The 21,865-nt window shown below is 70.5% G+C and carries 16 protein-coding genes; 6 read left to right on the top strand and 10 right to left on the bottom strand.

The window, feature by feature from the left end:
• Positions 1-10: 10 nt before the first annotated feature.
• From bamA to pyrH, 7 genes are all read right to left on the bottom strand, one after another.
• Entirely contained in the window at positions 11-2,497 is a 2,487-nt protein-coding gene (bamA, locus tag G545_RS0102990) for an outer membrane protein assembly factor BamA (protein WP_027069091.1), read from the bottom strand.
• A gap of 97 nt (positions 2,498-2,594) precedes the next feature.
• Complete coding sequence (gene rseP, locus G545_RS0102985) at positions 2,595-3,956, bottom strand: RIP metalloprotease RseP (RefSeq protein ID WP_027069090.1); 1,362 nt, start codon at positions 3,954-3,956, stop codon at positions 2,595-2,597.
• A 24-nt stretch (positions 3,957-3,980) separates the two neighbouring features.
• Positions 3,981-5,216 (bottom strand): 1-deoxy-D-xylulose-5-phosphate reductoisomerase, encoded by a 1,236-nt coding sequence (locus tag G545_RS0102980; protein WP_027069089.1) that lies wholly within the window; start codon positions 5,214-5,216, stop codon positions 3,981-3,983.
• On the bottom strand, positions 5,213-6,049 hold the full coding sequence (locus G545_RS0102975; protein WP_027069088.1) for a phosphatidate cytidylyltransferase: 837 nt from the start codon (positions 6,047-6,049) through the stop codon (positions 5,213-5,215). Before G545_RS0102975 ends, G545_RS0102980 begins: the two co-directional genes overlap by 4 nt.
• Complete coding sequence (gene uppS / locus G545_RS0102970) at positions 6,046-6,810, bottom strand: polyprenyl diphosphate synthase (protein ID WP_027069087.1); 765 nt, start codon at positions 6,808-6,810, stop codon at positions 6,046-6,048. The genes G545_RS0102975 and uppS overlap by 4 nt, the downstream gene beginning before the upstream one ends.
• A 22-nt stretch (positions 6,811-6,832) precedes the next feature.
• Complete coding sequence (gene frr, locus G545_RS0102965; RefSeq protein ID WP_027069086.1) at positions 6,833-7,390, bottom strand: ribosome recycling factor; 558 nt, start codon at positions 7,388-7,390, stop codon at positions 6,833-6,835.
• 72 nt (positions 7,391-7,462) lie between these two features.
• Complete coding sequence (gene pyrH, locus G545_RS0102960; RefSeq protein ID WP_027069085.1) at positions 7,463-8,188, bottom strand: UMP kinase; 726 nt, start codon at positions 8,186-8,188, stop codon at positions 7,463-7,465.
• Positions 8,189-8,367: 179 nt separating this feature from the next.
• Here pyrH and G545_RS0102955 point away from each other — a divergent pair, with 179 nt between their 5' ends.
• Positions 8,368-11,400 carry a TonB-dependent receptor gene (locus G545_RS0102955; RefSeq protein ID WP_027069084.1) on the top strand — a complete coding sequence of 1,011 codons (3,033 nt, stop codon included), beginning with the start codon at positions 8,368-8,370 and terminating at the stop codon, positions 11,398-11,400.
• A 173-nt stretch (positions 11,401-11,573) separates the two neighbouring features.
• Here the strand turns inward: G545_RS0102955 and tsf are convergent, their stop codons facing one another.
• Both tsf and rpsB read right to left on the bottom strand, forming a co-directional pair.
• Positions 11,574-12,443 carry a translation elongation factor Ts gene (gene tsf, locus G545_RS0102950; protein ID WP_027069083.1) on the bottom strand — a complete coding sequence of 290 codons (870 nt, stop codon included), beginning with the start codon at positions 12,441-12,443 and terminating at the stop codon, positions 11,574-11,576.
• A 63-nt stretch (positions 12,444-12,506) separates the two neighbouring features.
• Positions 12,507-13,364, bottom strand: coding sequence for a 30S ribosomal protein S2 (rpsB, locus tag G545_RS0102945; protein ID WP_027069082.1), 858 nt, complete (start codon positions 13,362-13,364; stop codon positions 12,507-12,509).
• A gap of 269 nt (positions 13,365-13,633) precedes the next feature.
• Here rpsB and map point away from each other — a divergent pair, with 269 nt between their 5' ends.
• The 5 genes from map to dapE are packed head-to-tail and all read left to right on the top strand — an operon-like array spanning position 13,634 to position 19,440.
• The gene (map, locus tag G545_RS0102940; protein ID WP_027069081.1) at positions 13,634-14,410 is read left to right on the top strand and encodes a type I methionyl aminopeptidase; all 777 of its coding nucleotides are present in this window, start codon (positions 13,634-13,636) and stop codon (positions 14,408-14,410) included.
• Positions 14,407-17,082 (top strand): [protein-PII] uridylyltransferase, encoded by a 2,676-nt coding sequence (gene glnD, locus G545_RS13325; RefSeq protein WP_081677688.1) that lies wholly within the window; start codon positions 14,407-14,409, stop codon positions 17,080-17,082. Before map ends, glnD begins: the two co-directional genes overlap by 4 nt.
• Positions 17,079-17,942: a 2,3,4,5-tetrahydropyridine-2,6-dicarboxylate N-succinyltransferase gene (gene dapD, locus G545_RS0102930; protein ID WP_027069080.1), complete on the top strand. Its 864-nt coding sequence runs from the start codon at positions 17,079-17,081 to the stop codon at positions 17,940-17,942. The genes glnD and dapD overlap by 4 nt, the downstream gene beginning before the upstream one ends.
• The gene (locus G545_RS0102925) at positions 17,939-18,298 is read left to right on the top strand and encodes a Spx/MgsR family RNA polymerase-binding regulatory protein (protein ID WP_027069079.1); all 360 of its coding nucleotides are present in this window, start codon (positions 17,939-17,941) and stop codon (positions 18,296-18,298) included. Before dapD ends, G545_RS0102925 begins: the two co-directional genes overlap by 4 nt.
• On the top strand, positions 18,298-19,440 hold the full coding sequence (dapE, locus tag G545_RS0102920; protein WP_027069078.1) for a succinyl-diaminopimelate desuccinylase: 1,143 nt from the start codon (positions 18,298-18,300) through the stop codon (positions 19,438-19,440). The genes G545_RS0102925 and dapE overlap by 1 nt, the downstream gene beginning before the upstream one ends.
• Here the strand turns inward: dapE and G545_RS13320 are convergent.
• A complete protein-coding gene (locus tag G545_RS13320; protein WP_052347249.1) occupies positions 19,433-21,691 on the bottom strand; it encodes a M28 family peptidase in 2,259 nt (752 codons plus the stop codon). The two genes, dapE and G545_RS13320, sit on opposite strands and share 8 nt — an antisense overlap.
• Positions 21,692-21,865 lie beyond the last annotated feature (174 nt).

Genomic DNA, 21,865 nt, shown 5'->3' with positions numbered 1-21,865 from the left:
GGCGCGGCCGTCAGAACGTGCCGCCGAAGGTGAACTGCAGGCGCTCGAGCTCGTCGCCGTCTTCCTTCTTGATCGGGTACGCGTAGCTGATGGAGATCGGACCCATCGGCGAGCGCCACATCATCGCCACGCCGGTGGAGGCCCGCAGCTCCCCGGCATCCCAGCTGTCGAAGTCCTTGTAGACGTTGCCGAAGTCGACGAAGGCCGACACCCGCGCGGCGTTGCTCTCGATCAGCGTCGGGAAGAACATCTCCACCGAGCCGACGGTCTTGAGCGAGCCGCCGATCGGCTGCAGGTAGGCGCTGCCGAAGGCCGCCTCGCGCGGACCCAGCGTGTTGTCGTCGAAACCGCGCACCGAGCGCGTGCCGCCGACGTAGAAGTTCTCGAAGAACGGCAGGCCGTCGGCCTCGATGGTCCGGGCGTAGTCGGGCGAGTCCGGTGTGCAGGGCTCGCTCGGGTCCGGGCCGGGCTGGAACACCGGCGGCGTGCTCGGGTCGTTGTCATGGTCGACGTTGCTTCCGGGGGTGAAGCACACGTCCCGGATGAACTTGTCGCCGTAGCTGTCGCCGTAGCCCAGCTCGGCGCGGGTGTTGAGCACCAGGTGGCGGCTGAGCGGCCAGAATTTCGACCAGTTGTAGTTGATCTTGTAGTACTCGACCGTGGAGCCGGGCAGGGTGGCCTCCAGCCAGATCCGCTGCAGGGTGCCGCGGGTCGGGGTCAGGGCGCTGTTGAGCGTGTTGCGGCCCCAGCCGATCTCGCCACGCCAGGCGTGGAAGGTGCGCTGGCCGACCGCGTCGATGTAGTCGACGATCGAGTCCGGGGTGTAGCCGCGGTAGGCGAAGATCTGGTTGCGGTCGATGCCCAGCAGCGCGGTGATCGAGTCCGTCTCGCTGATCGGGATCCCCATCACCGCCTGCGCCATCCCGCTGGTGTTGGAGTACTGCGCGGTGTTGAAGTCGGAGTTGTCGAACTCGCTCCAGCGCAGGTTGTAGCCCAGCGAAACCCCGTTGTCGGTGAAGTAGGGGTTCATGAACTGGAAGTCGTAGCGCTGCAGGTAATCGTTGCGCTGCGCCTGCACCGCAATGCGGTTGCCGCTGCCCAGGAAGTTGTTCTGCGACAGCTGGATCTGGGTGCTCAGACCGGCCAGCTGCGAGTAGCCGACGCCGAACACGAAGCTGCCCGCGGCGACCTCGTTGACCGTGTAGACCACGTCCACCTGGTCGTTGCTGCCCGGCACCGGGCGGGTCTCCACCTCGACGGTGTCGAAGTAGCCCAGGCCCTGGAGGCGGATCTTGGAACGGTCGATTGCGGCCTGCGAGTACCAGGAGCCCTCGAACTGGCGCATTTCGCGGCGCAGCACCTCGTCGGCGGTGCGCGCGTTGCCCTTGAACTCGACCCGGCGCACGTTGACGCGGGGGCCCGGGATCACCTGCATGTTGATCGCGACGGTGCGGTCTTCGCGGTTGATGTCCGGGATCGGGTTCACCTGCGCGAACGCGTAGCCGATGTTGGCCAGCGCGGCGGTGATGGTGTCCGCGCTCAGCTCCAGCAGGCTGCGCGAGAAGGTCTGGTCGGCGCGCACCAGCAGCATGTTCTCGACCCGCTCGCGCGGCAGCACGGTATCGCCGGTGAGCTCGACCGAGGAGACGGTGTACTGCTCGCCCTCGGTCAGGCCGACGGTGAGGAACATGTCCTGCTTGTCGGGGCTGATCGCGACCTGCTGGGAGTCGATGCTGAAGTCGGCGTAGCCGCGGTCGAGGTAGTAGTTGTTGAGCTTTTCCAGGTCGCCGGCCAGCTTCTCGCGCGAGTACTGGGCGTCGCGGCGGTACCAGCTCAGCCAGTTGTGCTCGCCCGACTCCCACGTGTCGAGGATGTCCTCCTCCTCGAACACCTCGTTGCCGATGAGGTTGATGTGGCGGATGCGCGCGGCGTCGCCCTCGACGATGGCGATGGTGACGTCGACCCGGTTGCGCGGCAGCGGCGACACCGTGGGCGTCACGGTGACGTTGTACTTGCCGCGGTTGTTGTACTGGCGGGTGAGCTCCTGGGTGACCCGGTCCAGGTCGAGGCGATCGAAGGTGTTGCCTTCCGACAGGCCCAGCTCGTTGAGGCCCTTCATCAGGTCCTCGGTCTTGATGTCCTTGTTGCCGGTGATGCTGAGCGTGTTGATCGCGGGCCGCTCGGTCACGGTGACGACCAGGATGTCGCCCTGCCGGCCGACGCTGACGTCCTCGAAGAAGCCGGTGGCATACAGGGCCCGGATCGCCTCGCCGGCCGAGGCCTGGTCGACGGTGTCGCCGCGCTCGATGGGCAGGTAGGTGAACACCGTGCCGGCGGAGATGCGCTGCAGGCCGTCGACGCGGATGTCGCTCACGGTGAAGGGGGCGGTCGCAGTCGCGAACGACGTGTCCTGCGCCACGGCGACCAGCGCCGGGGTGGAGGACAGTGCCGTGGCCAGGGCAACGGCGAGCATGCGGCGGGAAAGGGGTCGCGTCATCATCACGTCCGGTTCGGTCTCACGCGGCGCCAGCAGGGTTGGCGCCACATCGGGGCAGGTCTCGGGGTGGGGGCAGGACCTTGACGGAGGGGCGACATCAGCGCACCAGGTTGTTGATGATGTCGTTGTAGAACGCCAGTCCCATCAGGGCGGCCACCAGTGCCAGGCCGATGTACTGGCCCACCACCATCGCGCGTTCGCTGACCGGGCTGCCCTTGACCAGCTCGATAAGGTAATACAGCAGGTGACCGCCGTCCAAGACCGGGATCGGCAGCAGGTTGAGGATGCCCAGGCTCAGCGAGAGCAGGGCCAGCAGGGACAGGAACCATGCGGCGCCCTGGTCGGCGTAGGCGTTGGCCGCGCGGGCGATGGTGACGGGGCCGGCGACGGTGTTTTCCACCGCGACCCGGCCGGTGAACGCACGGCCGATCATCGCCACCAGTTCGCCGGCCTGGTGCCAGCCCTCGGCAAGCGCGGCCGGGACGGCGTCCAGGGGGCCGTAGCGCAGCAGCGCGTCCTTGTCGGGAAGCTGCGGCCGTGCGGCCGCCACGCCCAGCACCCAGCGCGGGCCGCCGTCGCCGTCCGCGCGCGCGGGTTCGATCTCCAGCGCCAGCCGCTCGCCGTCGCGCTCGACCTCCACCATGGCCTTGCCGCCGCGGCGGCCGAGCGCCTGCACCAGCGGGCCGATGTCGCTCCACTCGTCGACCGCCGTCGCGTCGATCGCGGTGATGCGGTCGCCTTCGGCCAGCACGCCCCACGCGGCACTGCCCGGTTCCACGCGGCCGACCACCGGGGGCACCGACATGTGGCGCGGGGCCAGCCCGATCTCGTCCAGCACCCGGCGCTCGTCGATTTCCGACGGAAGCCGCGACAGCGGCAGCGACACCGAACGCGGGGTGCCGGACTCGCCCGCCTGGAGGGTGAGCGGGACGTCGGCCCGGTCCAGGGCGGCCGGGATCAGCGCCATGTGGACCTCGCTCCAGGTCGGCGTGGCGCGCTCGCCCACCGCCAGTACGGTGTCGCCGCGCTCCAGGCCGGCCTCGGCGGCGATCCCCTGGACCTCCCCGACCACCGGCGCGTAGTCGGGGCGGCCGATCACGAACATCGCCCACAGCAGGCCGACGCACAGCAGCAGGTTGGCGGCGGGTCCCGCGGCCACGATGGCGATGCGCTGCCACACGCTCTTGCGGTTGAACGCCTGGTCCGCCAGTTCGGGCGGGATGTCCTGCTCGCGTTCGTCGAGCATCTTCACGTAGCCGCCCAGCGGCAGCATCGCGATGACGTACTCGGTCCCGTCCCGTCCGGTGCGCTTCCAGAGTGCACGGCCGAAGCCGACCGAGAAGCGCAGCACCTTCACCCCGCAACGGCGCGCGACCCAGAAGTGCCCGAACTCGTGGAAGGTGACCAGCAGGCCGAGCGCGACCACCAGCCACCAGATGGACCCCAGCAGCTCACTCATGGGTGCACTCCCGGGCAGGCGCGGTCACGCCGGCACCGGTGCATCGGCGACCAGCGCGCCGACGTGGCGGCGGGCGGCGGCATCGGCCTCGCGCAGGACCTCGAGCGAGCCGGCGGCGGTGGCGGGAAGGGCGGCAAGGGTCTCCTCGACCAGCGCGGCAATCGACAGGAAACCCACCCGGCGCTGAAGAAAGGCTGAAACGGCGACCTCGTTGGCGGCATTGAGCACGGCCGGCGCGGTCCCGCCCGCCTCCAGTGCGCGGAAGGCGAGGGCGAGGCAGGGGAATGCGGCGGTGTCCGGCGGCTCGAAGTCCAGCCGCCCCCCGCAGGCGAGCAGGTCGAGCCCGCCGACACCGGATCCGATCCGGTCGGGCCAGGCGAAGCCGACCGCCAGCGCGGTGCGCATGTCGGGCAGTCCGAGCTGGGCCATGGTCGAGCCGTCCACGAACTCCACCATCGAGTGCACCAGGCTCTGCGGGTGCACCAGCACGTCGATCCGGCTGCCCGGCAGGCCGAACAGGTGGTGCGCCTCAATGACTTCCAGCCCCTTGTTCATCAGGGTCGCGGAATCCACCGAGATCTTCGGGCCCATCGACCAGTTGGGATGGTCGACCGCCTGCTCCACCGTGACCTGGCGGAGGCTGTCGCGGTTGCGGCCGCGGAACGGCCCGCCCGACGCGGTGAGTACCAGCCGCGCCACCTGCGCCCGCATCGCTTCGTCGGGGAGCCCCGCGTTGCCGTTCCCGGCCGGCTGCGGTGGCAGGCACTGGAAGATGGCGTTGTGCTCGCTGTCGATCGGGATCACCGTGGCGCCGCCCTCGCGCGCGGCGGCCATCAGCAGCTCGCCGGCCAGCACCAGCGACTCCTTGTTGGCGAGCAACAGGCGCTTGCCTGAGCGGGCCGCGGCCAGGGTCGAGGGCAGGCCGGCGGCGCCGACGATCGCGGCCACGACCGTGTCGCACTCGCCACTGGCGGCCAGTTCCTCGATGGCGCCGGCGCCGGCGTGGGCGCGCGTGTCCAGCCCCGCCTCGCGCAGGCCGTCGCGGAGGGCTTCGAAGCAATCCTCGTCGGCGACCACCGCGTGCAGCGGTCGGTGCCGCCTGCATAGCGACAGCAGTGCCTCCACGTTGCAGCCGGCGGCCAGCACCGTGGCACGCAGCCGGTCGGGATGGCGGCCGATCACGTCCAGCGCGGAGGTGCCGATGGAGCCGGTCGCTCCCAGCACCGCGACGCGCTGCGGGTTGGCCGCGAAGGTGTTCACAGCCCCAGCATGGCCTTGCCGACGGCGAAGGCGGGCAGGGCGGCCAGGACGCCGTCGACGCGGTCGAGGACGCCGCCATGGCCCGGGATCAGCCGGCCGGAGTCCTTCACCCCGGCGTGGCGCTTGAGGAGGCTCTCGAACAGGTCGCCCACCACCGAGAACAGTGCGGCGACCACGCACACCAGGGCCAGGCCCGGCAGGCGGGAAGCCGGGATGCCGGTGCTCAGCGCGACCAGCAGGCCGACGCCGACGCCCACCAGCAGTCCCCCGGCGAGTCCTTCCAGGGTCTTGTTGGGGCTCACCCGCGGCGCCAGCTTGCGGCGGCCGAAGCGGCGGCCCACGAAATAGGCGCCCGTGTCCGCGCCCCAGACCACGAACAGCGCCACCAGCAGCCAGCGGTCGCCGTGCGGCTCGCCACCGTGGATATAGCCGACCGCCGCCCAGGCCGGGATCATCGCCAGCGCCCCCGCGGCCAGCTTGATCATGCGCGAGTAGCCGTCGGGCGTGCTGGCGAAGTTGAAGTTGCGCAGCCACATCAGCGAGGCGAGCCACCAGGCCACGCCGAGGAAGCTGGCCAGCAGGAACAGCACCAGGCTCAGGCCCTCGCCGCTGCGCGAGGCCCAGACCAGCCCGACCATCACCGCCAGGTGCGCGGCCAGCAGCGCCGAGCGCGCCAGGCTGTCCTCCACGCCCGACAGCTCCAGCCATTCCCACAGGCCCAGCAGCAGGACCACGGCGGCCAGCGCCATCATCCAGCCCGTGGGCAGCAGCAGGATCGCGGCGATCGCGACGGGCGCCATGACCAGTGACGTGAGGAGGCGGATTCGGGTCATCGGGCGGGCTCCTGGGCGGTGGCGTGTTCCCGGCTCTGGGCCCCGGTCAGCCCGAAACGGCGTTCGCGGCCGGCGTAGTCGTCGAGCGCGGACTGGAGTGTCGCCGCGTCCAGCTCCGGCCACAACACATCGGTGAACCACAGTTCGGTGTAGGCCATCTGCCACAGCAGGAAGTTGCTGGTGCGCATGTCCCCGCCGGTGCGGATGAACAGGTCCGGCGCGGGCAGGTCGGACAGGGACAGGCGCGATCCGAGCATCGCCTCGTCGATGGACGCGGGGTCCAGGCGCCCGGCCGCGGCATCCGCGGCCAGGGAGCGCGCGGCGTTGGTGATGTCCCAGCGTCCCCCGTAGCTCGCGGCAATGGTGAGCACCAGCCGGCCGTTCCCGCGGGTCAGCGCCTCGGCATGCGCCATGCGCTCGCGGATCGCCGCGGAGAAACGTTCGCGTTCGCCGATGAAGCGGACCTGCACGCCGCGCCGGTTGAGCTCGTCCACCTCGCGCTCGAGCGCGTTCATGAACAGCTTCATCAGCGCGCCGACCTCGTCCTGAGGCCGACCCCAGTTCTCGCTGGAGAAGGCGAACAGCGTCAGCGCGGGGATGCCGCGCTCCAGGCAGAAGTCGATGCAGGTGTTGACCGCCCGCGCACCGGCGCGGTGGCCGACGGCGCGCGGCCGGCGGCGGCGCTCGGCCCAGCGCCCGTTGCCGTCCATGATGACGGCGAGGTGGCGGGGCAGTCGCGGGTTGGCTGGGGATCCGGCCATGGCGGCAGCAACGGCGAGGCCGTCAGACCGCCATCAGCTCCTGCTCCTTGGCCCGGACCACCTCGTCGACGTCCTTGATCGCCGCGTCGGTGATCTTCTGCACCTCTTCCTCGCTGCGGCGCACGTCGTCCTCGGAGACTTCCTTCTCCTTCAGCAGCTCGCGGAACTGGTTGTTGGCATCGCGGCGGATGTTGCGGATCGCGACCTTGGCGTTCTCGCCCTCGGCGTGCACGACCTTGGTGAGCTCCTTGCGGCGCTCCTCGGTCAGGGCGGGCAGGTTGATGCGGATCACCGTGCCGGCGGTGTTGGGGGTCAGGCCCAGGTCGGAGTTGATGATGGCCTTCTCGACCGCGGAGACCATCGGCTTTTCCCACGGGGTGATGGTGAGCGAGCGCGAGTCACTGACGGCGACGCTGGCGACCTGGGAGAGCGGCATGTCCGAACCGTAGTAGTTGACCTTGATGTGGTCGACCAGCGCGGTGTTGGCGCGCCCCGTCCGGACCTTGACCAGGGCGTCGCGCAGCGACTCGACGCTCTTGTTCATGCGGGTCTGGGCGTCCTTCTTGATCTCGTTGAGCATCGGGCGGCTCCGGTGGCTGCGATAAGCGCGCCAGTATAGCGCCAGCCCGGCGCGTTGGACGCCGGCCGGGGACTACTGCGTCCGGCCCTGCACCAGGGTGCCGATGTCCTCGCCCTGCAGGATGCGCAGCAGCTCGCCGGGGTGGCCCATGTTGAAGATCCGCAGCGGCAGGTTGCTGTCGCGGGCCAGGGCGAACGCGGCGGTGTCCATCACCTGCAGGTCGCGGGCGAGGACCTCGTCGTAGCTGAGCTGGTCGTAGCGGACCGCATCGTCGTGGCGGGCCGGATCCTTGTCGTAGACCCCGTCCACCTTGGTGGCCTTGAGCAGCAGGTCGGCGCCGATCTCGATCGCCCGCAGGGCCGCGCCCGAGTCGGTGGTGAAGAACGGGTTGCCGGTACCGGCGGCGAAGATCACCAGCCGGCCCTTCTCCAGGTGGCGGATGGCGCGGCGGCGGATGTAGTCCTCGCACACGTCATTGATCTTGATCGCGCTCATCACCCGGGCCTTGCCGCCGAGCTTCTCCAGCGCGTCCTGCATGGCCAGCGCGTTAATCACCGTCGCCAGCATGCCCATGTGGTCGCCGGTGACGCGGTCCATCCCGCCGGCGGCCAGGCCCGCTCCGCGGAAGATGTTTCCCCCGCCGACCACGAGCGCGATCTCCGCGCCGGCCTGCTGGGCCTCCATCACCTCCCGAGCCAGGCGGCCGATGACCTTCGGGTCGATCCCGTAGTCCTCGTCCCCCATCAGCGCCTCCCCGGACAGCTTGAGCAGGATGCGGCGATAGGCGAGGTCGGACATGGGGAGTACCGGTAGTGGAGGGCGCGCGGGATTGTACTGCAGTGGCATGAAGAGCCCCGGGATCATGCGCGCCCGGACAAATGTGACGTGGGTGGGCAAATACGGACATCGGGGGTCGCTTTGCGCCCCCGCACGGTGTACGCAGTACCTGTCTTCATCCACTGTTCAGGAGGTCCGCCTTGTCACGGAAACCCGTCCACCGCCTTCGTCCCGCAGCGCTGAGCGTCGCGCTGCTGGCGTGCATGGCAGCCGGTGCCGCCCACGCGCAGTCCAACACTGCCGGCTCCATCTTCGGCAATGCCGGGGAGCCCGGGACCACCGTGGTGATCCAGAACACGGACACCGGGCTGACCCGCCGGGTGAGCGCGGACGCCGCCGGCCGCTTCTCGGCATCCTCGCTCCCCACGGGCCGCTACACGGTGACCGTCCAGCGCGACGGTCAGGTGCTGGCTACCCGCGAAGACGTGCAGGTGACGATCGGAGGCGGCCAGGAAGTGTCGTTCGCCACGTCGGCGGGTGCGGCCGCCGGCGCCACCGACCTGGACCGCGTCGTGGTCACGGGCGTGTCTTCGGCCTCGTTCATCGATGTCTCCTCCACCGACACCCGGACCGTGTTCACGTCCGAGCAGCTGGAGATGCTTCCGGTCGGCCGCAGCATCGAGTCGGTCGCGCTGCTCGCACCCGGCGTGGTCGAGGCCGACTCGCGCTACCCGAACACCGCCTCCTTCGGCGGCTCCGCCGCGTCCGAGAACGCCTTCTACATCAACGGGTACGCCGTCACCAATCCGCTCACCAACATGGGTTCGAGCACGCTGCCGTTCGACGCGATCAGCCAGATGCAGGTCATCACCGGCGGCTACGGGGCCGAGTTCGGGCGGGCCACCGGCGGCGTGGTCAACATCGTGACCAAGCGGGGCGGGAACGAGTGGGAGTTCGGCGGGCAGGTCACGTACAGGCCCGATGCGCTGCGGGCCGAGTCACGCAACATCTATTACCCGGACAACGGCACAGACAACGACGGGCTGGTCTACCAGAAGCGGAGCGAGCACGAACTCGATTCCTGGACCTACGGCGCCTACGCGAGCGGCCCGCTGGTCCGGGACCGGCTGTTCATGTATGTCTCCGGCGAAATCGAGCAACAGGACCAGACCAGTGTCCTGGGCCGTCCCGGCGGCGCGACCAACGGCTACCGCGAGTACCGCTATGACATACCTCGCTGGGTCGCCAAGATCGACTGGAACATCACCGACGACCACCTGCTCGAACTCACTGCGGTCTCGGACGTCACCAAGAACACGGTCGACTACTACCCGTACGAGTATGTGCCCGGCACGGACGAGACGATCAGGGGAACCGGCAAGACGGGTGGCTACTACTACGAGGACGGAGGCGAGCTCTACATCGGCCGCTATACCGGGTATATCACCGATGACCTGACGCTCACCGCGCTCTACGGCCGCCAGGAGCAGGACCACGTTGCCGATCCGTTCGGTTACGACCCTTCCGTGGTCTACGTCAGCGACAGCCGGCCCGTCGCCGACCCGGTCCAGCGCGGTACCTACGCGCAACTCGCCTTCGCCGACGCGTTCGACGAGACGGAGGGCGGCCGGCTGGACGTGGAGTGGCGCGTTGGCGACCACGCGCTGCGGCTTGGCTACGACCGCCAGGATTCCACGTCCCGTGCCGGCGAGGTGACCTCTGGTCCCGGCTATCGCTGGATCTACAACCGCTGTGCTCCCGGCGTCGAGTTCATCCCCGGTGGCGGCGGTGCAGTCTGCCCGGGAGGCAACGGCGACTACGTCTCGCAGTACAAGTACGCCAATGGCGGAACCTTCTCCGTCGAGCAGGAGGCCTACTACCTCGAGGATCGCTGGCAGGTCACCGACAACTGGCTGCTGACCCTGGGCGTGCGCAACGAGGCGTTCAAGAACTTCAATGCGGACGGGGTCGTGTATGCCGAGCAGGACGACCAGTGGGCGCCCCGCCTCGGCGCCAGCTGGGACGTGTACGGCGACTCCACCTTCAAGGTCTTCGCCAACGCCGGGCGCTACCACCTGGCCATGCCCAACAACGTCGCATTGCGCGGTGCAGCGGGGTCGCTCTACACCAACGAGTACTTCGCCTTCACCGGCATCGACCCGGTCACCGGCGAGCCGCTCGGCCTGACTCCGCTCGGCGACGGACCGTACTCCTCCAACCGCGAGTACGGGCAGGCCCCGCACCCGGATTCGGTGACCGCCAAGGACCTGAAGTCGCATTACCAGGACGAGTTCGTGCTGGGCTTCGAGAAGCAGCTCACCGAATCGATGAACTTCGGCGCGCGCTTCGTGCACCGGGACCTCAAGGCCGCCATCGACGACATGTGCGATTACCGGCCTGCCTACAACTGGGCGATCGCGCAGGGCATGTCGGAGGAGATGGCCGACCAGCTGGGCAACGAGCTCGCCAACTGCCGGCTGTTCAATCCGGGCGAGGGCAATACCTTCATGCTCGATGATGGCAGCGGACAGCTGGTCGAGGTCGCGCTGAGCGCGGAGGAGCTGGGCTTTCCGAAGCTGAAGCGCAAGTACCAGGGCCTCGACCTGTTCCTGGAGCGGCCGTTCGACGGCACCTGGTACGGCCGGCTGGACTACACGCTGTCGCGCAACTACGGCAACGCCGAGGGGCAGTTGAAGTCCGACATCGGCCAGCAGGACGTCTCCCAGACCCAGGACTGGGACCATCCGGAGCTGATGGAGCACGCCGACGGCTACCTGCCCAACGACCGCCGCCACTACCTCAAGGCCTACGGCTTCTACCAGCTGACCCCGGAGTGGCGCCTCTCCGCCACCGCCTCGTTCCACTCCGGGCGCCCGAAGAACTGCATGGGGTACTACCCGCAGACCCCCGAGAACGAGGACTTCAACACCAACTGGGCGTACGGCGGGCCGTACTACTTCTACTGCAACGGCGAGCCGACGCCCCGTGGAAGCCAGGGCCGTCTGGGGTGGACCAACAAGCTCGACCTCGGGGTTGCCTACGCGCCGGCGTTCGCCGGCGGTGCCCTCGAGTTCTCGGTCGACGTGTTCAACGTGTTCGACGAGCAGGAGGCCCAGAATCGCATCGAGTACGGCGAGCTGGGCGGGCCGGGCGGGCCGTACACCCACGCCGGGCGCGTGGTGAGCTACTCGGCACCGCGCAGCGTCCGGTTCGCGATGCGCTACGACTTCTGATGTCCCTGCCGGGGCGCTGGCCCCGGCCTCTCTCTCCGTCGAGGAGTTGGCCGCCGGTGCGAACCGGCGGTTTTTTTGCGGGAAGAAGAAAGGCCGCGGCATTGCCGCGGCCCCTCATCCGCCCCTTCGGGGCACCTTCTCCCGCGAGCGGGAGAAGGGTAGAACGGGGAAGGTCAGGCCAGGCCGGCCTGCTTCATGACCTCGGAGGCGAAGTCGTCTTCCTGCTTCTCGATGCCTTCGCCGACGGCCAGGCGGACGAAGCCCACGACCTCGGCGCCGGCGGCCTTGAGGACCTGCTCGACGGACTGGTTGGTGTCCAGCACGTACGGCTGGCCGGTCAGGCACAGCTCGTTGACGGTCTTGGCGACCTTGCCCGACACCATCTTCTCCAGGATCTCGGCCGGCTTGCCGGTGTCCTTGACCTGGGCCAGGGCGATTTCCTTCTCCTTGGCGACGAAGTCCGCCGGCACGTGGGCCGGGGAGATGTACGGGGGGTTCATCGCGGCGATGTGCATCGCCAGGCCGCGGGCCAGCTCGGCATCGCCGCCCTTGAGCTCGACCAGCACGCCGATGCGGCCGCCGTGGACGTAGGACGACACCGCGTGGGTGCTGTCGATGCGGGCCATGCGGCGGACCTGGATGTTCTCGCCGATCTTGGCGACCAGGGCCGAGCGCGCGTCCTCGACGGTCTCGCCGGTGGGCAGCGCGACGCCCTTGAGGGCCTCGATGTCGCTGGCGCCCAGGGCGGCCTCGGCGACGGCGTCGGTGAAGGCGATGAAGTTGCTGTCCTTGGCGACGAAGTCGGTCTCGGAGTTGACCTCCACCAGGACGGCCTTGCCCTCGGTGCTGGCCGTGGTGATGCGGCCCTCGGCGGCGACGCGGTCGGCCTTCTTGTCCGCCTTGGCCAGGCCCTGCTTGCGCAGCCACTCGGCGGCGGCGTTGACGTCGCCGTTGTTCTCGGTGAGTGCCTTCTTGCACTCCATCATGCCGGCGCCGGTGCGCTCGCGCAGTTCCTTGACCTGGGATGCGGTGATCTGTGCCATGGGGGTTCCTCGAAGTGTTCGGGGTGGCCGTGCCAGGGCTGGCACGGCCACGTGTCACGCGCCTTACTCGGCGGCGGGGGTCTCGGCGGCGGACGCGTCCGCGGCAGGGGCCTCGGTGCCGGCCTTGTCGTCGGCGCCTTCCTTCTTCGCGGCCGACTTCTTGGCCGCGCGGCGCGGCTTGTCCGCACCGGCCTCGGCCTCGGCGAACTCCTCCTCGCGCACGCTGGCGGCCTGCGGGGCGGCGGCCTTGCCCTCGAGCACGGCGTCGGCGGCGGCGCGGGCGTACAGCTGGATCGCGCGGATGGCGTCGTCGTTGCCCGGGATCGCGTAGTCGACCAGCGCCGGGTCGTAGTTGGTGTCGACGACCGCAACCACCGGGATGCCCAGCTTGCGGGCTTCCTTGACGGCGATGTCCTCATGGCCGATGTCGATCACGAACAGCGCGTCGGGCAGGCGGTTCATCTCCTTGATGCCGCCCAGCGAGGCCTCGAGCTTGTCACGCTCGCGGCGCAGGCCCAGCACTTCGTGCTTGACCAGCTTCTCGAAGGTGCCGTCGGTTTCGAAGGACTCCAGCTCCTTCAGGCGGCCGACGGACTTCTTCACGGTGGCGAAGTTGGTCAGGGTGCCGCCCAGCCAGCGCTGGGTCATGTACGGCATGCCGCAGCGCTCGGCCTCTTCCTTGATCGCCTCGCGCGCGCTGCGCTTGGTGCCCAGGAACAGCACGATGCCGCGCTTCTGGGCGATGCCCGAGATGAAGTTCATCGCGTCGTTGAACAGCGGAACCGTCTTCTCGAGGTTGATGATGTGGATCTTGCCGCGGGCACCGAAGATGTACGGGCCCATCTTCGGGTTCCAGTAGCGGGTCTGGTGGCCGAAGTGGACGCCGGCTTCCAGCATCTGGCGCATGGTGATCTGGGGCATTGCTTGACTCCAGGCAGTGGAACCGGCCGCCATATAGGGTGGGGCGGCTGCCGCGGGCGTGGCCGGCGGGCAATGGTTCCGGGGTTGGGCCTCCCCGCTGCCTCCGTGGCCGAACCCCCTCGCGGAGGCACCCCGGCACGGGGTAATGCAGCAGGTGTGTATTCGCCGGTGACGCCCGGCGTGGGCGGCGCGCACTCGCGCAACCGTCGGATTTTACGTCGCCCGCCCGCGGCGTGCAATAGCAGCCCCCGGTGGGCGATAATGCGCGGATGGCTATCACCCTCAAGACCCCCGAAGAGATCGAGAAGATGCGCGTCGCCGGCCGCCTGGCCGCCGAGGTGCTCCAGGTCGTTGCCCCGCACGTGAAGCCGGGCGTGACCACCGAGGAGCTCGACCGCATCTGCCACGACCACATCGTCAACGTGCAGGGCGCGGTTCCGGCGAACGTCGGCTACCGCGGTTTTCCCAAGACGGTGTGCACCTCGGTCAACAACGTCATCTGCCACGGCATCCCCAGCGCGGCGAAGGTCCTGAAGGACGGCGACATCATCAACATCGACGTCACCGTGATCAAGGACGGCTGGCATGGCGACACCAGCCGCATGTACTACGTCGGTGAGCCGTCCGTGCTGGCGCGGCGCCTGGTGGAGGTCACCCGCGAGGCGATGTTCCGCGGGATCCGCGCGGTGAAGCCGGGCGCGACCCTGGGCGATGTGGGCCACGCGATCCAGAGCTACGCCGAATCCGAGCGCTTCAGCGTGGTGCGCGAGTACTGCGGCCACGGGATCGGCAAGGTCTACCACGACGAGCCGCAGGTGCTGCACTACGGGCGCCCGGGCGAGGGCGTCGTGCTGCAGGAAGGCATGACCTTCACCATCGAGCCGATGATCAACGCCGGCAAGCGCCACACGCGGGTCCTGCCCGACGGCTGGACGGTGGTGACCAAGGACCGCTCGCTGTCGGCGCAGTGGGAGCACATGGTCGCGGTGACGGCCGACGGCGTGGAGATCCTCACCCGCCTGCCGGGTGACGACAACGAGCTATGACCCCGCAGGACCCCGCCAGTCCGGAGGGGGAGGCCCCGCAGCCCGGTCCCCCCGGCGCCGGCACGGGCGGCCGGCAGCGACAGGAACAGGACGCCGCCTGGGCATCCGCGGCCCGTGACCAGCTGGGCGTTGCCGACCAGGGGTTCGCGGAACGCTTCGATGCGGGGGAGGACATCGACCGGCTGCTCGCCGAGCGCGCCGCGGAGGTCGATTCACTGGTCCAGGGTGCCTGGCAGCGGGCGATCCCGCCGGACGCGGACCTGGCGCTGTTCGCGGTGGGCGGGTACGGGCGCGGCGAGCTCTTCCCGTACTCCGACATCGACCTGCTGGTCCTGGCCGAACCGGAAGCCTCGCAGCGCCACGCCGAGTCGCTGGCGCGCTTCTTCGCACTGCTGTGGGATTCCGGGCTGCCGGTCGGGCATGCCGTCCGGTCGCTGCAGCAGTGCACCGAGGCCGCGGCGGACGACCTGACCGTCCTCACCTCGCTGCTGGAGGCGCGTCCGCTGGCGGCGAACGAGCATGAGCGTCGGGAGCTGCAGGCGGCCGCCTCGCCGCGGCTGGCGTGGCCGCCGCGGGAGTTCTTCCAGGCCAAGCGCCAGGAGCTGCTGGACCGCCACGAGCGCTTCGACGACACCGCCGACAACCTGGAGCCGCACCTCAAGGAAGGCCCCGGCGGGCTGCGCGACGTGCAGACCCTGAACTGGATGAGCCTGCGCATCATCGGCACCGCCGACCTGGAGTCGCTGGTCGCCTTCGGCCAGCTCGGGGCCGACGAAATGGAAACCCTGGAGCGCGAGCGCCGCGCCCTGGCGCACCTGCGCTACGGCCTGCACCTCGTCGCGGGGCGGCGCGAGGAGCGGCTGCGCTTCGACTACCAGAAGCCGCTGGCCGCACGCCTGGGTTTCGAGGACAAGGGCGGCACGCTGGCGGTCGAGCAGATGATGCAGGGCTTCTACCGCAATGCCTCGCTGGTGCGGCGCATCGGCGAGCGGCTGCTGCAGCGCTTCGAGGAGCAGCTGGAGGGGGAGGCCGAGCCGGAGCCCCTGGACGCGCTGTTCGAGCTGCGCCGGGGCTACCTCGCCGCGCGGGATCCGGAGTGGCCGCGTTCGCCGGCAGAGGTGCTGGCGCTGTTCGCGACCTGGGCCGGGCGAGGCGAGCTCAAGGGCCTGCATTCGCATACCGCGCGGGCCCTGGCGGAAGCGTTGCCGCAGGTCCCGGACTACGCCAGCGCGGACCCGGGCCTGCGCGAGCGCTTCATGGAGCTGCTGCGGGGGCCGCAACCGGTGCGCAGCCTCACCCGCATGGCGCGCCTGGGCGTGCTGGGCCGCTGGATCCCGGCCTTCCAGCGGGTCACCGGGCGGATGCAGTTCGACCTGTTCCACGTCTACACCGTCGACCAGCACACGCTGGCGGTGCTGCGCAACATCGCCTCCTTCGGCCGGGCTGAGCCGGACCCGCGGTTCGCCATGGCGCACCAGGTCTGGCCCCGCCTGCGCAAGCCGGAGCTGCTTTTGCTGGCCGGGCTGTTCCACGACATCGGCAAGGGACGCGGCGGCGACCACTCCGAACTCGGCGCCGCCGAGGCGCGCGACTTCTGCAGCGCGATGGGCCTGGGCGAGCCTGACACCGCCCTGGTGGAGTGGCTGGTGCTTCGCCACCTGCTGATGTCGATGACGGCGCAGAAACAGGACATCGCCGACCCCGAGGTGATCCACCGCTTCGCCACCGAGGTCACCGACCGCGAGCGCCTGGACCACCTCTACCTGCTGACCTGCGCCGACATCGCCGGCACTTCGCCCAAACTGTGGAACGCGTGGAAGGACCGGCTGCTGGCCGACCTCTACACCGCGACCCGGCTGGCCTTGCGGCGCGGCCTGGAGAACCCGATCGCTGCCGGCGAGCGCGCCGACGAGACCCGCGCCGCGGTGACCGCCCTGCTGCGCGAGCGTGGGCTGGGCGATGACGAGATCGGGCCGCTCCTGGCGCGCACCCCGCAGGTTGGCTTCCAGCGCGGGCGGCCGGACCAGCTGGCCTGGCAGGCCGCCGCGCTGCAGGGGCTCGCGGACGGCGCCACCCGCGTGGCCGTGCGCCAGGTGAGCGCCCAGCCGGGTGCGATGGAGGTCTTCGTCCACGGCCCGGATCGTGACGGGCTGTTCGCCGCGATCGTCGCCACCCTCGACCGCTGCGGGCTGGCGATCCAGCAGGCACGCGCACTGGACGGTCCCGGCCGGACCGTATTCGACACGTTCGAGGTGGTGCCGATCGACCCGGCACGCACGCCGCCCGGGCCGGCCGAGGTGGAGGCGCGGCTGGCGCGCGTGCTCGGGGGGCCGCTCGAGCAGGTGCGCCCCGCCCGGCGCGCCCTGCCCCGGCACCTGCGCCACTTCCGCATCGCCCCGCGCATCGGCTTCGACGAGGCCGCCGCCGGCCGGACCCTGCTCAGCCTGGTGACCAACGACCGTCCCGGCCTGCTGGCGGACGTCGCCGACGTGCTGCGCCAGCAGGGGCTACGCGTCCACGATGCGCGCATCGCCACCTTCGGCGAGCGCGCCGAGGATGTGTTCCAGATCACCGCCACCGACGACCAGGGCCGCGACCGGCCGCTGGACGAACAGCAGCGCGAAGCCCTGTCCAACGCGCTGCTCGCCTGCCTTGAAGGAGAAAACCGATGAGTCCGTCCCCCACCACGCCCGCCGGGCCGCTCGAAGAGCTGCGGGTGGTGATCGAGGGTGCGTTCGCGCGCCGCGCCAGCCTGACCAGCGACGAGATCGAAGGCTCCACCCGGCCCGCGGTCGAGCAGGTCATGGAGGGACTGGAGTCCGGCGAGCTGCGCATCGCGGAGCCGGATGGCAACGGCGGCTGGAAGGTCAACGAGTGGCTGAAGAAGGCGGTGCTGCTGTTCTTCCGCACCCAGGAGATGGAATTGATCGAGGCCGACCCGGCGCCGTTCTGGGACAAGGTCCCGGCCCGTTTCGCCGACTTTGACGAACCGGCCTTCCGCGAACTGGGCGCGCGCGTGGTGCCCGGTGCGATCGTCCGCCGCGGCGCCCACATCGGCCGCGACGTGGTGCTGATGCCCAGCTTCACCAACATCGGTGCCTACGTCGGCGAGGGCACGATGGTGGACACCTGGGCGACGGTGGGCTCCTGCGCCCAGGTCGGGACCCACTGCCACATCTCCGGCGGCGCCGGGATCGGTGGCGTGCTCGAGCCGCTGCAGGCGACGCCGACCATCATCGAGGACCACTGCTTCATCGGCGCGCGCTCGGAAGTGGTCGAGGGCGTGGTCGTCGGCCACCACAGCGTGATCGGCATGGGCGTGTTCCTGGGACAGAGCACGCGGATCTACGACCGCGAGACCGGCGAGGTCAGCTACGGGTACGTGCCGCCGTACAGCGTGGTGGTGTCCGGGCAGCTTCCGGCCGCCGACGGGTCGCATTCGCTGTACTGCGCGGTGATCGTGAAGAAGGTGGATGCGCGGACCCGCGAGAAGACTTCGGTCAACGAGCTGTTGCGGGGGCTGGCGGGATGACCACGACCCTCTACGGCCTCAAGAACTGCGACACCTGCCGCAAGGCTCGGAAATGGCTCGATCGGTTTGGCGTCGAGCATGAATTCGTCGACTACCGCGACGATCCCCGCAGTCCGGAAGAGCTGGTGGCCTGGAAGGACAAGCTCGGCGGCTGGGAGGCGATGATCAACAAGTCGTCCACGACCTGGCGGCAGTTGCCGGCGCACCGCAAGGAGCCGGGTTCGGACGCGGAGTGGAAGCTGCTGCTGCGGGAGTATCCGCAGCTGGTCCGGCGTCCGGTCGTCGTGACGGGCGACGGCGAGGTCACGCAGGGGTTCAGCGACAACGGGTTCAAGAAGCGGTTCGGCAAGGCCTGATGGCGGACGTCCTGGAGCTTGCGAAGGAGTTGATCCGGCGGCCTTCGGTGACGCCGGAGGACGCCGGGTGCCAGCAGCTCATCGCGTCGCGCCTGCAGCGGGCGGGGTTCGCCTGCGAGCACATGCGCTTCGGCGCGGTCGGCAACCTGTACGCGACCCGTGGGGCCCCCGGCGGGCCCACGTTGCTGTTGCTGGGGCATACCGACGTGGTGCCGCCTGGACCGCGTAGCGACTGGGCCAGTGACCCGTTCGAGCCGGAGGTCCGCGATGGGGTGCTGTACGGACGCGGGGCGGCGGACATGAAGGGCAGCGTGGCCGCGTTCGTGGTCGCCGCCGAGCGGTTCGTCGCCGAGTACCCGGACCATCCGGGACGGCTTGCGATCCTGCTGACTTCCGACGAGGAGGGCGATGCCATCGACGGCGTGCGCCGGGTCGCCAGGGAGTTCGCCGCCCGTGGCGAGCGCATCGACTGGTGCATCACCGGCGAGCCGTCCTCCACCTCGCGCCTGGGCGACCTGCTGCGTGTGGGCCGCCGGGGCAGCCTGACCGGCACGCTGCGGGTCCGGGGCGTCCAGGGCCACGTCGCCTACCCGGACCAGGCGCGCAACCCGATCCACCAGGCGCTGCCGGCGCTGGACGAGCTGGCCTCCCGGCGCTGGGACGAGGGCTACGAGAGCTTCCCGCCCACCAGCCTGCAGATGAGCAACATCGAGGCCGGGACCGGCGCCAGCAACGTGATCCCGGGCGAACTGCGGGTGGTGTTCAACCTGCGCTACAACCCGCACTGGGATGCGGACCGGCTGGTCGCCGAATGCGAGCGCATGCTCGGGAGCCACGGCCTGGACTTCGAGGTCGGCTGGCACCGCAGCGGGGAGCCGTACTACACCCCCGAGGGCCCGCTCCGCGCGGCCGCACGCGAGGTGCTTGCCTCGCACGCGGGTGCACCGCCGGAGGAAAGCACGGGCGGCGGAACGTCCGATGCCCGGTTCATCGCGCCGCTGGGCACCCAGTGCATCGAGGTGGGACCGGTGAATGCCAGCATCCACAAGGTCGATGAGAACGTGGCGGTGGCGGACCTGGAGCGCCTGCCGGGGCTCTACCTGGAGATGATCCGCAAATTGCTTTCCTTGCCGCCTACCTGATTTCGACGCGCCGGAAGGCGAGGCTGGCGTCGCCGTCACCCACCGGGACGCCGATCGCATCGCGCGAGCGGCGCACCGGATCCAGTTCCGGCGCCAGCCCGGAGTCGCGGTCGAAGGCGTAGAGCGTCGTTTCCCCTACGGGCAGGTCGAACTCGAACAGCACCCCGTCCGGCTCCCGGCCCACCACCCGGACCTGCCTCCAGGCCGGGGCACCCGCGGAGCGGAGGGGCGGATCCAGCGCCATGCCGTTGACCCGCATGCCGGCCGGGTCGACTGAGCCGGGCACCACCAGCACGGTCTCGCGCGCGTCGCGGGCCGACTGGACGCGCAGGCGCACGTGCCTGTGCCCCGGCCCGGCTTCGGCCACCTCGGCATGGACAAGCGGCGAGGGCAGTCGTGGCGCCTCCGGCCCCGGGATCGCGGACGCGCCCCAGGGAAGCATCGGCCCGTACCCCTCCCCCAGACTGGCTTCGTGGCGGAACTCCACCGGCAGCACGGCACGCGGCGAGACGAACACCCGGGCGTCCTCGCCATCGTCCACGTGGAGCAGGTTGACCTGCCGCGGCACGTGGGCATCGAAGGGCGGGCGCGACAGCGCCGCCACGGCGAGCGCGAGGACGGCCACGGCTGCGGCCACGGTGAGCGCGCCGCCCGCGCGCGCGGAGCGTACAAGCGAAGGCAGCAGCGGGAGCAGCGCGACTCCCGCCAGAAGCGGCGTCGCGACCAGGCCCTCGTGGCCGATCGCGTCGTGGCTGCCGACGATGTAGGGCGAGTACAGCAGGACCGCGACGGTGGCGCCCAACCCCGCCGACGCCGTGGCATGGCGTGGCGCCAGCTGCGCCGGCAGCACCGCGGCCAACAGGGGCAGCAGGCCCAAATGTGCGGCGCCCGGCATCCACCCGGTCGCCGCGGTGGCGATCAGCGCGAACGGCAGCACGGCGGCGACTGCCAGCGCAGCCTCGCCGCAGGCCCGACGGATGGCACGCGCCGCCGGCACCAGCGCGGCGACGGCGAGTGCGGCGAAGCAGGCCACCAGCAGGCCGCCCTGGGCAGTCCATGCCGCGGGCATCGCCCCCATGTGGCGCAGCACGGCATGCAGGACCAGGCCCAGCAGCACCAGCGCGCCGAGGGAGACGACCGTGAGCGCCGCCGCACCCAGCAGGCCGGGGACCCGCAGCGCCCCGGCCCGGTGCAGCCGCCATGTCCACGCCAGCCAGCCCAGCAGGCCCACCGCGAGCAGCACCGCGCTCCAGGCCACGGGCCACGCGAGCGTGCGTCCGCCCGGCAGGGCCACGAACACCGCGTCCGTATCGGCACTGGCGGTAGTCCCTGTGTCCGCGAACGCGCGCGCCAGCGCCAGGGCGTGCCCGCCGTGATGTTGCAGCGAACGCGGGTCCAGGTGCGCAAGGTCGTCCAGTGGCGTGTGGTAGCGGGCCGCACCCTCCGCCCAGGCAAAGTTGAGCCCCGCCAGCCCCTCGCGCCGGTAGATGGTGAAGTCGGTGTCGTTGGGGAGGGTCTTGTAGATCTCGTACTCCAGCGACGAGCCCGCCGGGTGCGGGAGCGCGCGGCCGGCCAGCCGGGCCACCGCCTCGTTGCCGGGCTGGGTCTCGATCAGCAAGCTCGGGCCGGTGGTGCCCCGGGCCTCCAGGTTCACCACGTGGGCGATCCGGGCGAACTCCGGCTCCCGGGCAAAGGCCCGGGCGCCCAGCAGGCCGAGCTCCTCGCCATCGTTGAGCAGCAGCCAGGTGTCGCGCGCCAGCGGCGGCCCGGCCAGCAGGGCCCGCGCCGTCTCCAGGATCGCCGCCACGCCGGCCCCGTCGTCGGATGCCCCCGGGCTCGCCGGCACCGAGTCGTAATGCGCCGAGAGCAGCAGCGCACCGTCTGGCCGGGCGCCGGGGATCCTCGCGAGCACGTTGTCGACGGTGGCGCACACCGAGGCGCTGCAACTGAAACGGCTGCGGACCTCGGGTTCCAGGCCCAGCGCCTGCAGCTCGGCGACCATGCGGTCGCGCACCGCGGCATTGGCGGCACTGCCGGTGGGGTGGGGGGCTTCGTCGCCGAGGATGCGCGACAGGGTGTCCATGGCGCGGGCCGCGGAGAACGCCGTGGCCGGCGCATCGTGGCCGGCTGCGGGAGGCGCGCCGGTGCCCACCACGCCCAGCCAGCCGGCCAGCACGAACAACGCCGCGAGCGCGGCCGCGGCCAGCGGGGAGGACGGCGTCGCTTCGCGTGGCGTGGCGTGCTGTCGCATCGGGGAGCCGGTCCGTGCAAGGGGTGTTGCCGATCATAGCGGCGGGCTGGCCGCCGTCGTGGCCGGTCCGGGCAGGCGGCCGCGTTGGGGCAGATGAGGCGGCACGGTGCCGCCGGCCGGGGGAAGCCCGTGAATCGCCGCGTCATCCTGCCGCCAGCCACAGGCATTGGCCCC

Origin of the sequence: Lysobacter defluvii IMMIB APB-9 = DSM 18482, from assembly GCF_000423325.1 — a bacterium.
Classification (GTDB): domain Bacteria; phylum Pseudomonadota; class Gammaproteobacteria; order Xanthomonadales; family Xanthomonadaceae; genus Novilysobacter; species Novilysobacter defluvii.
Note: the sequence above shows the minus strand (reverse complement) of the source record. Positions and strands in the feature narration are given on the sequence as shown.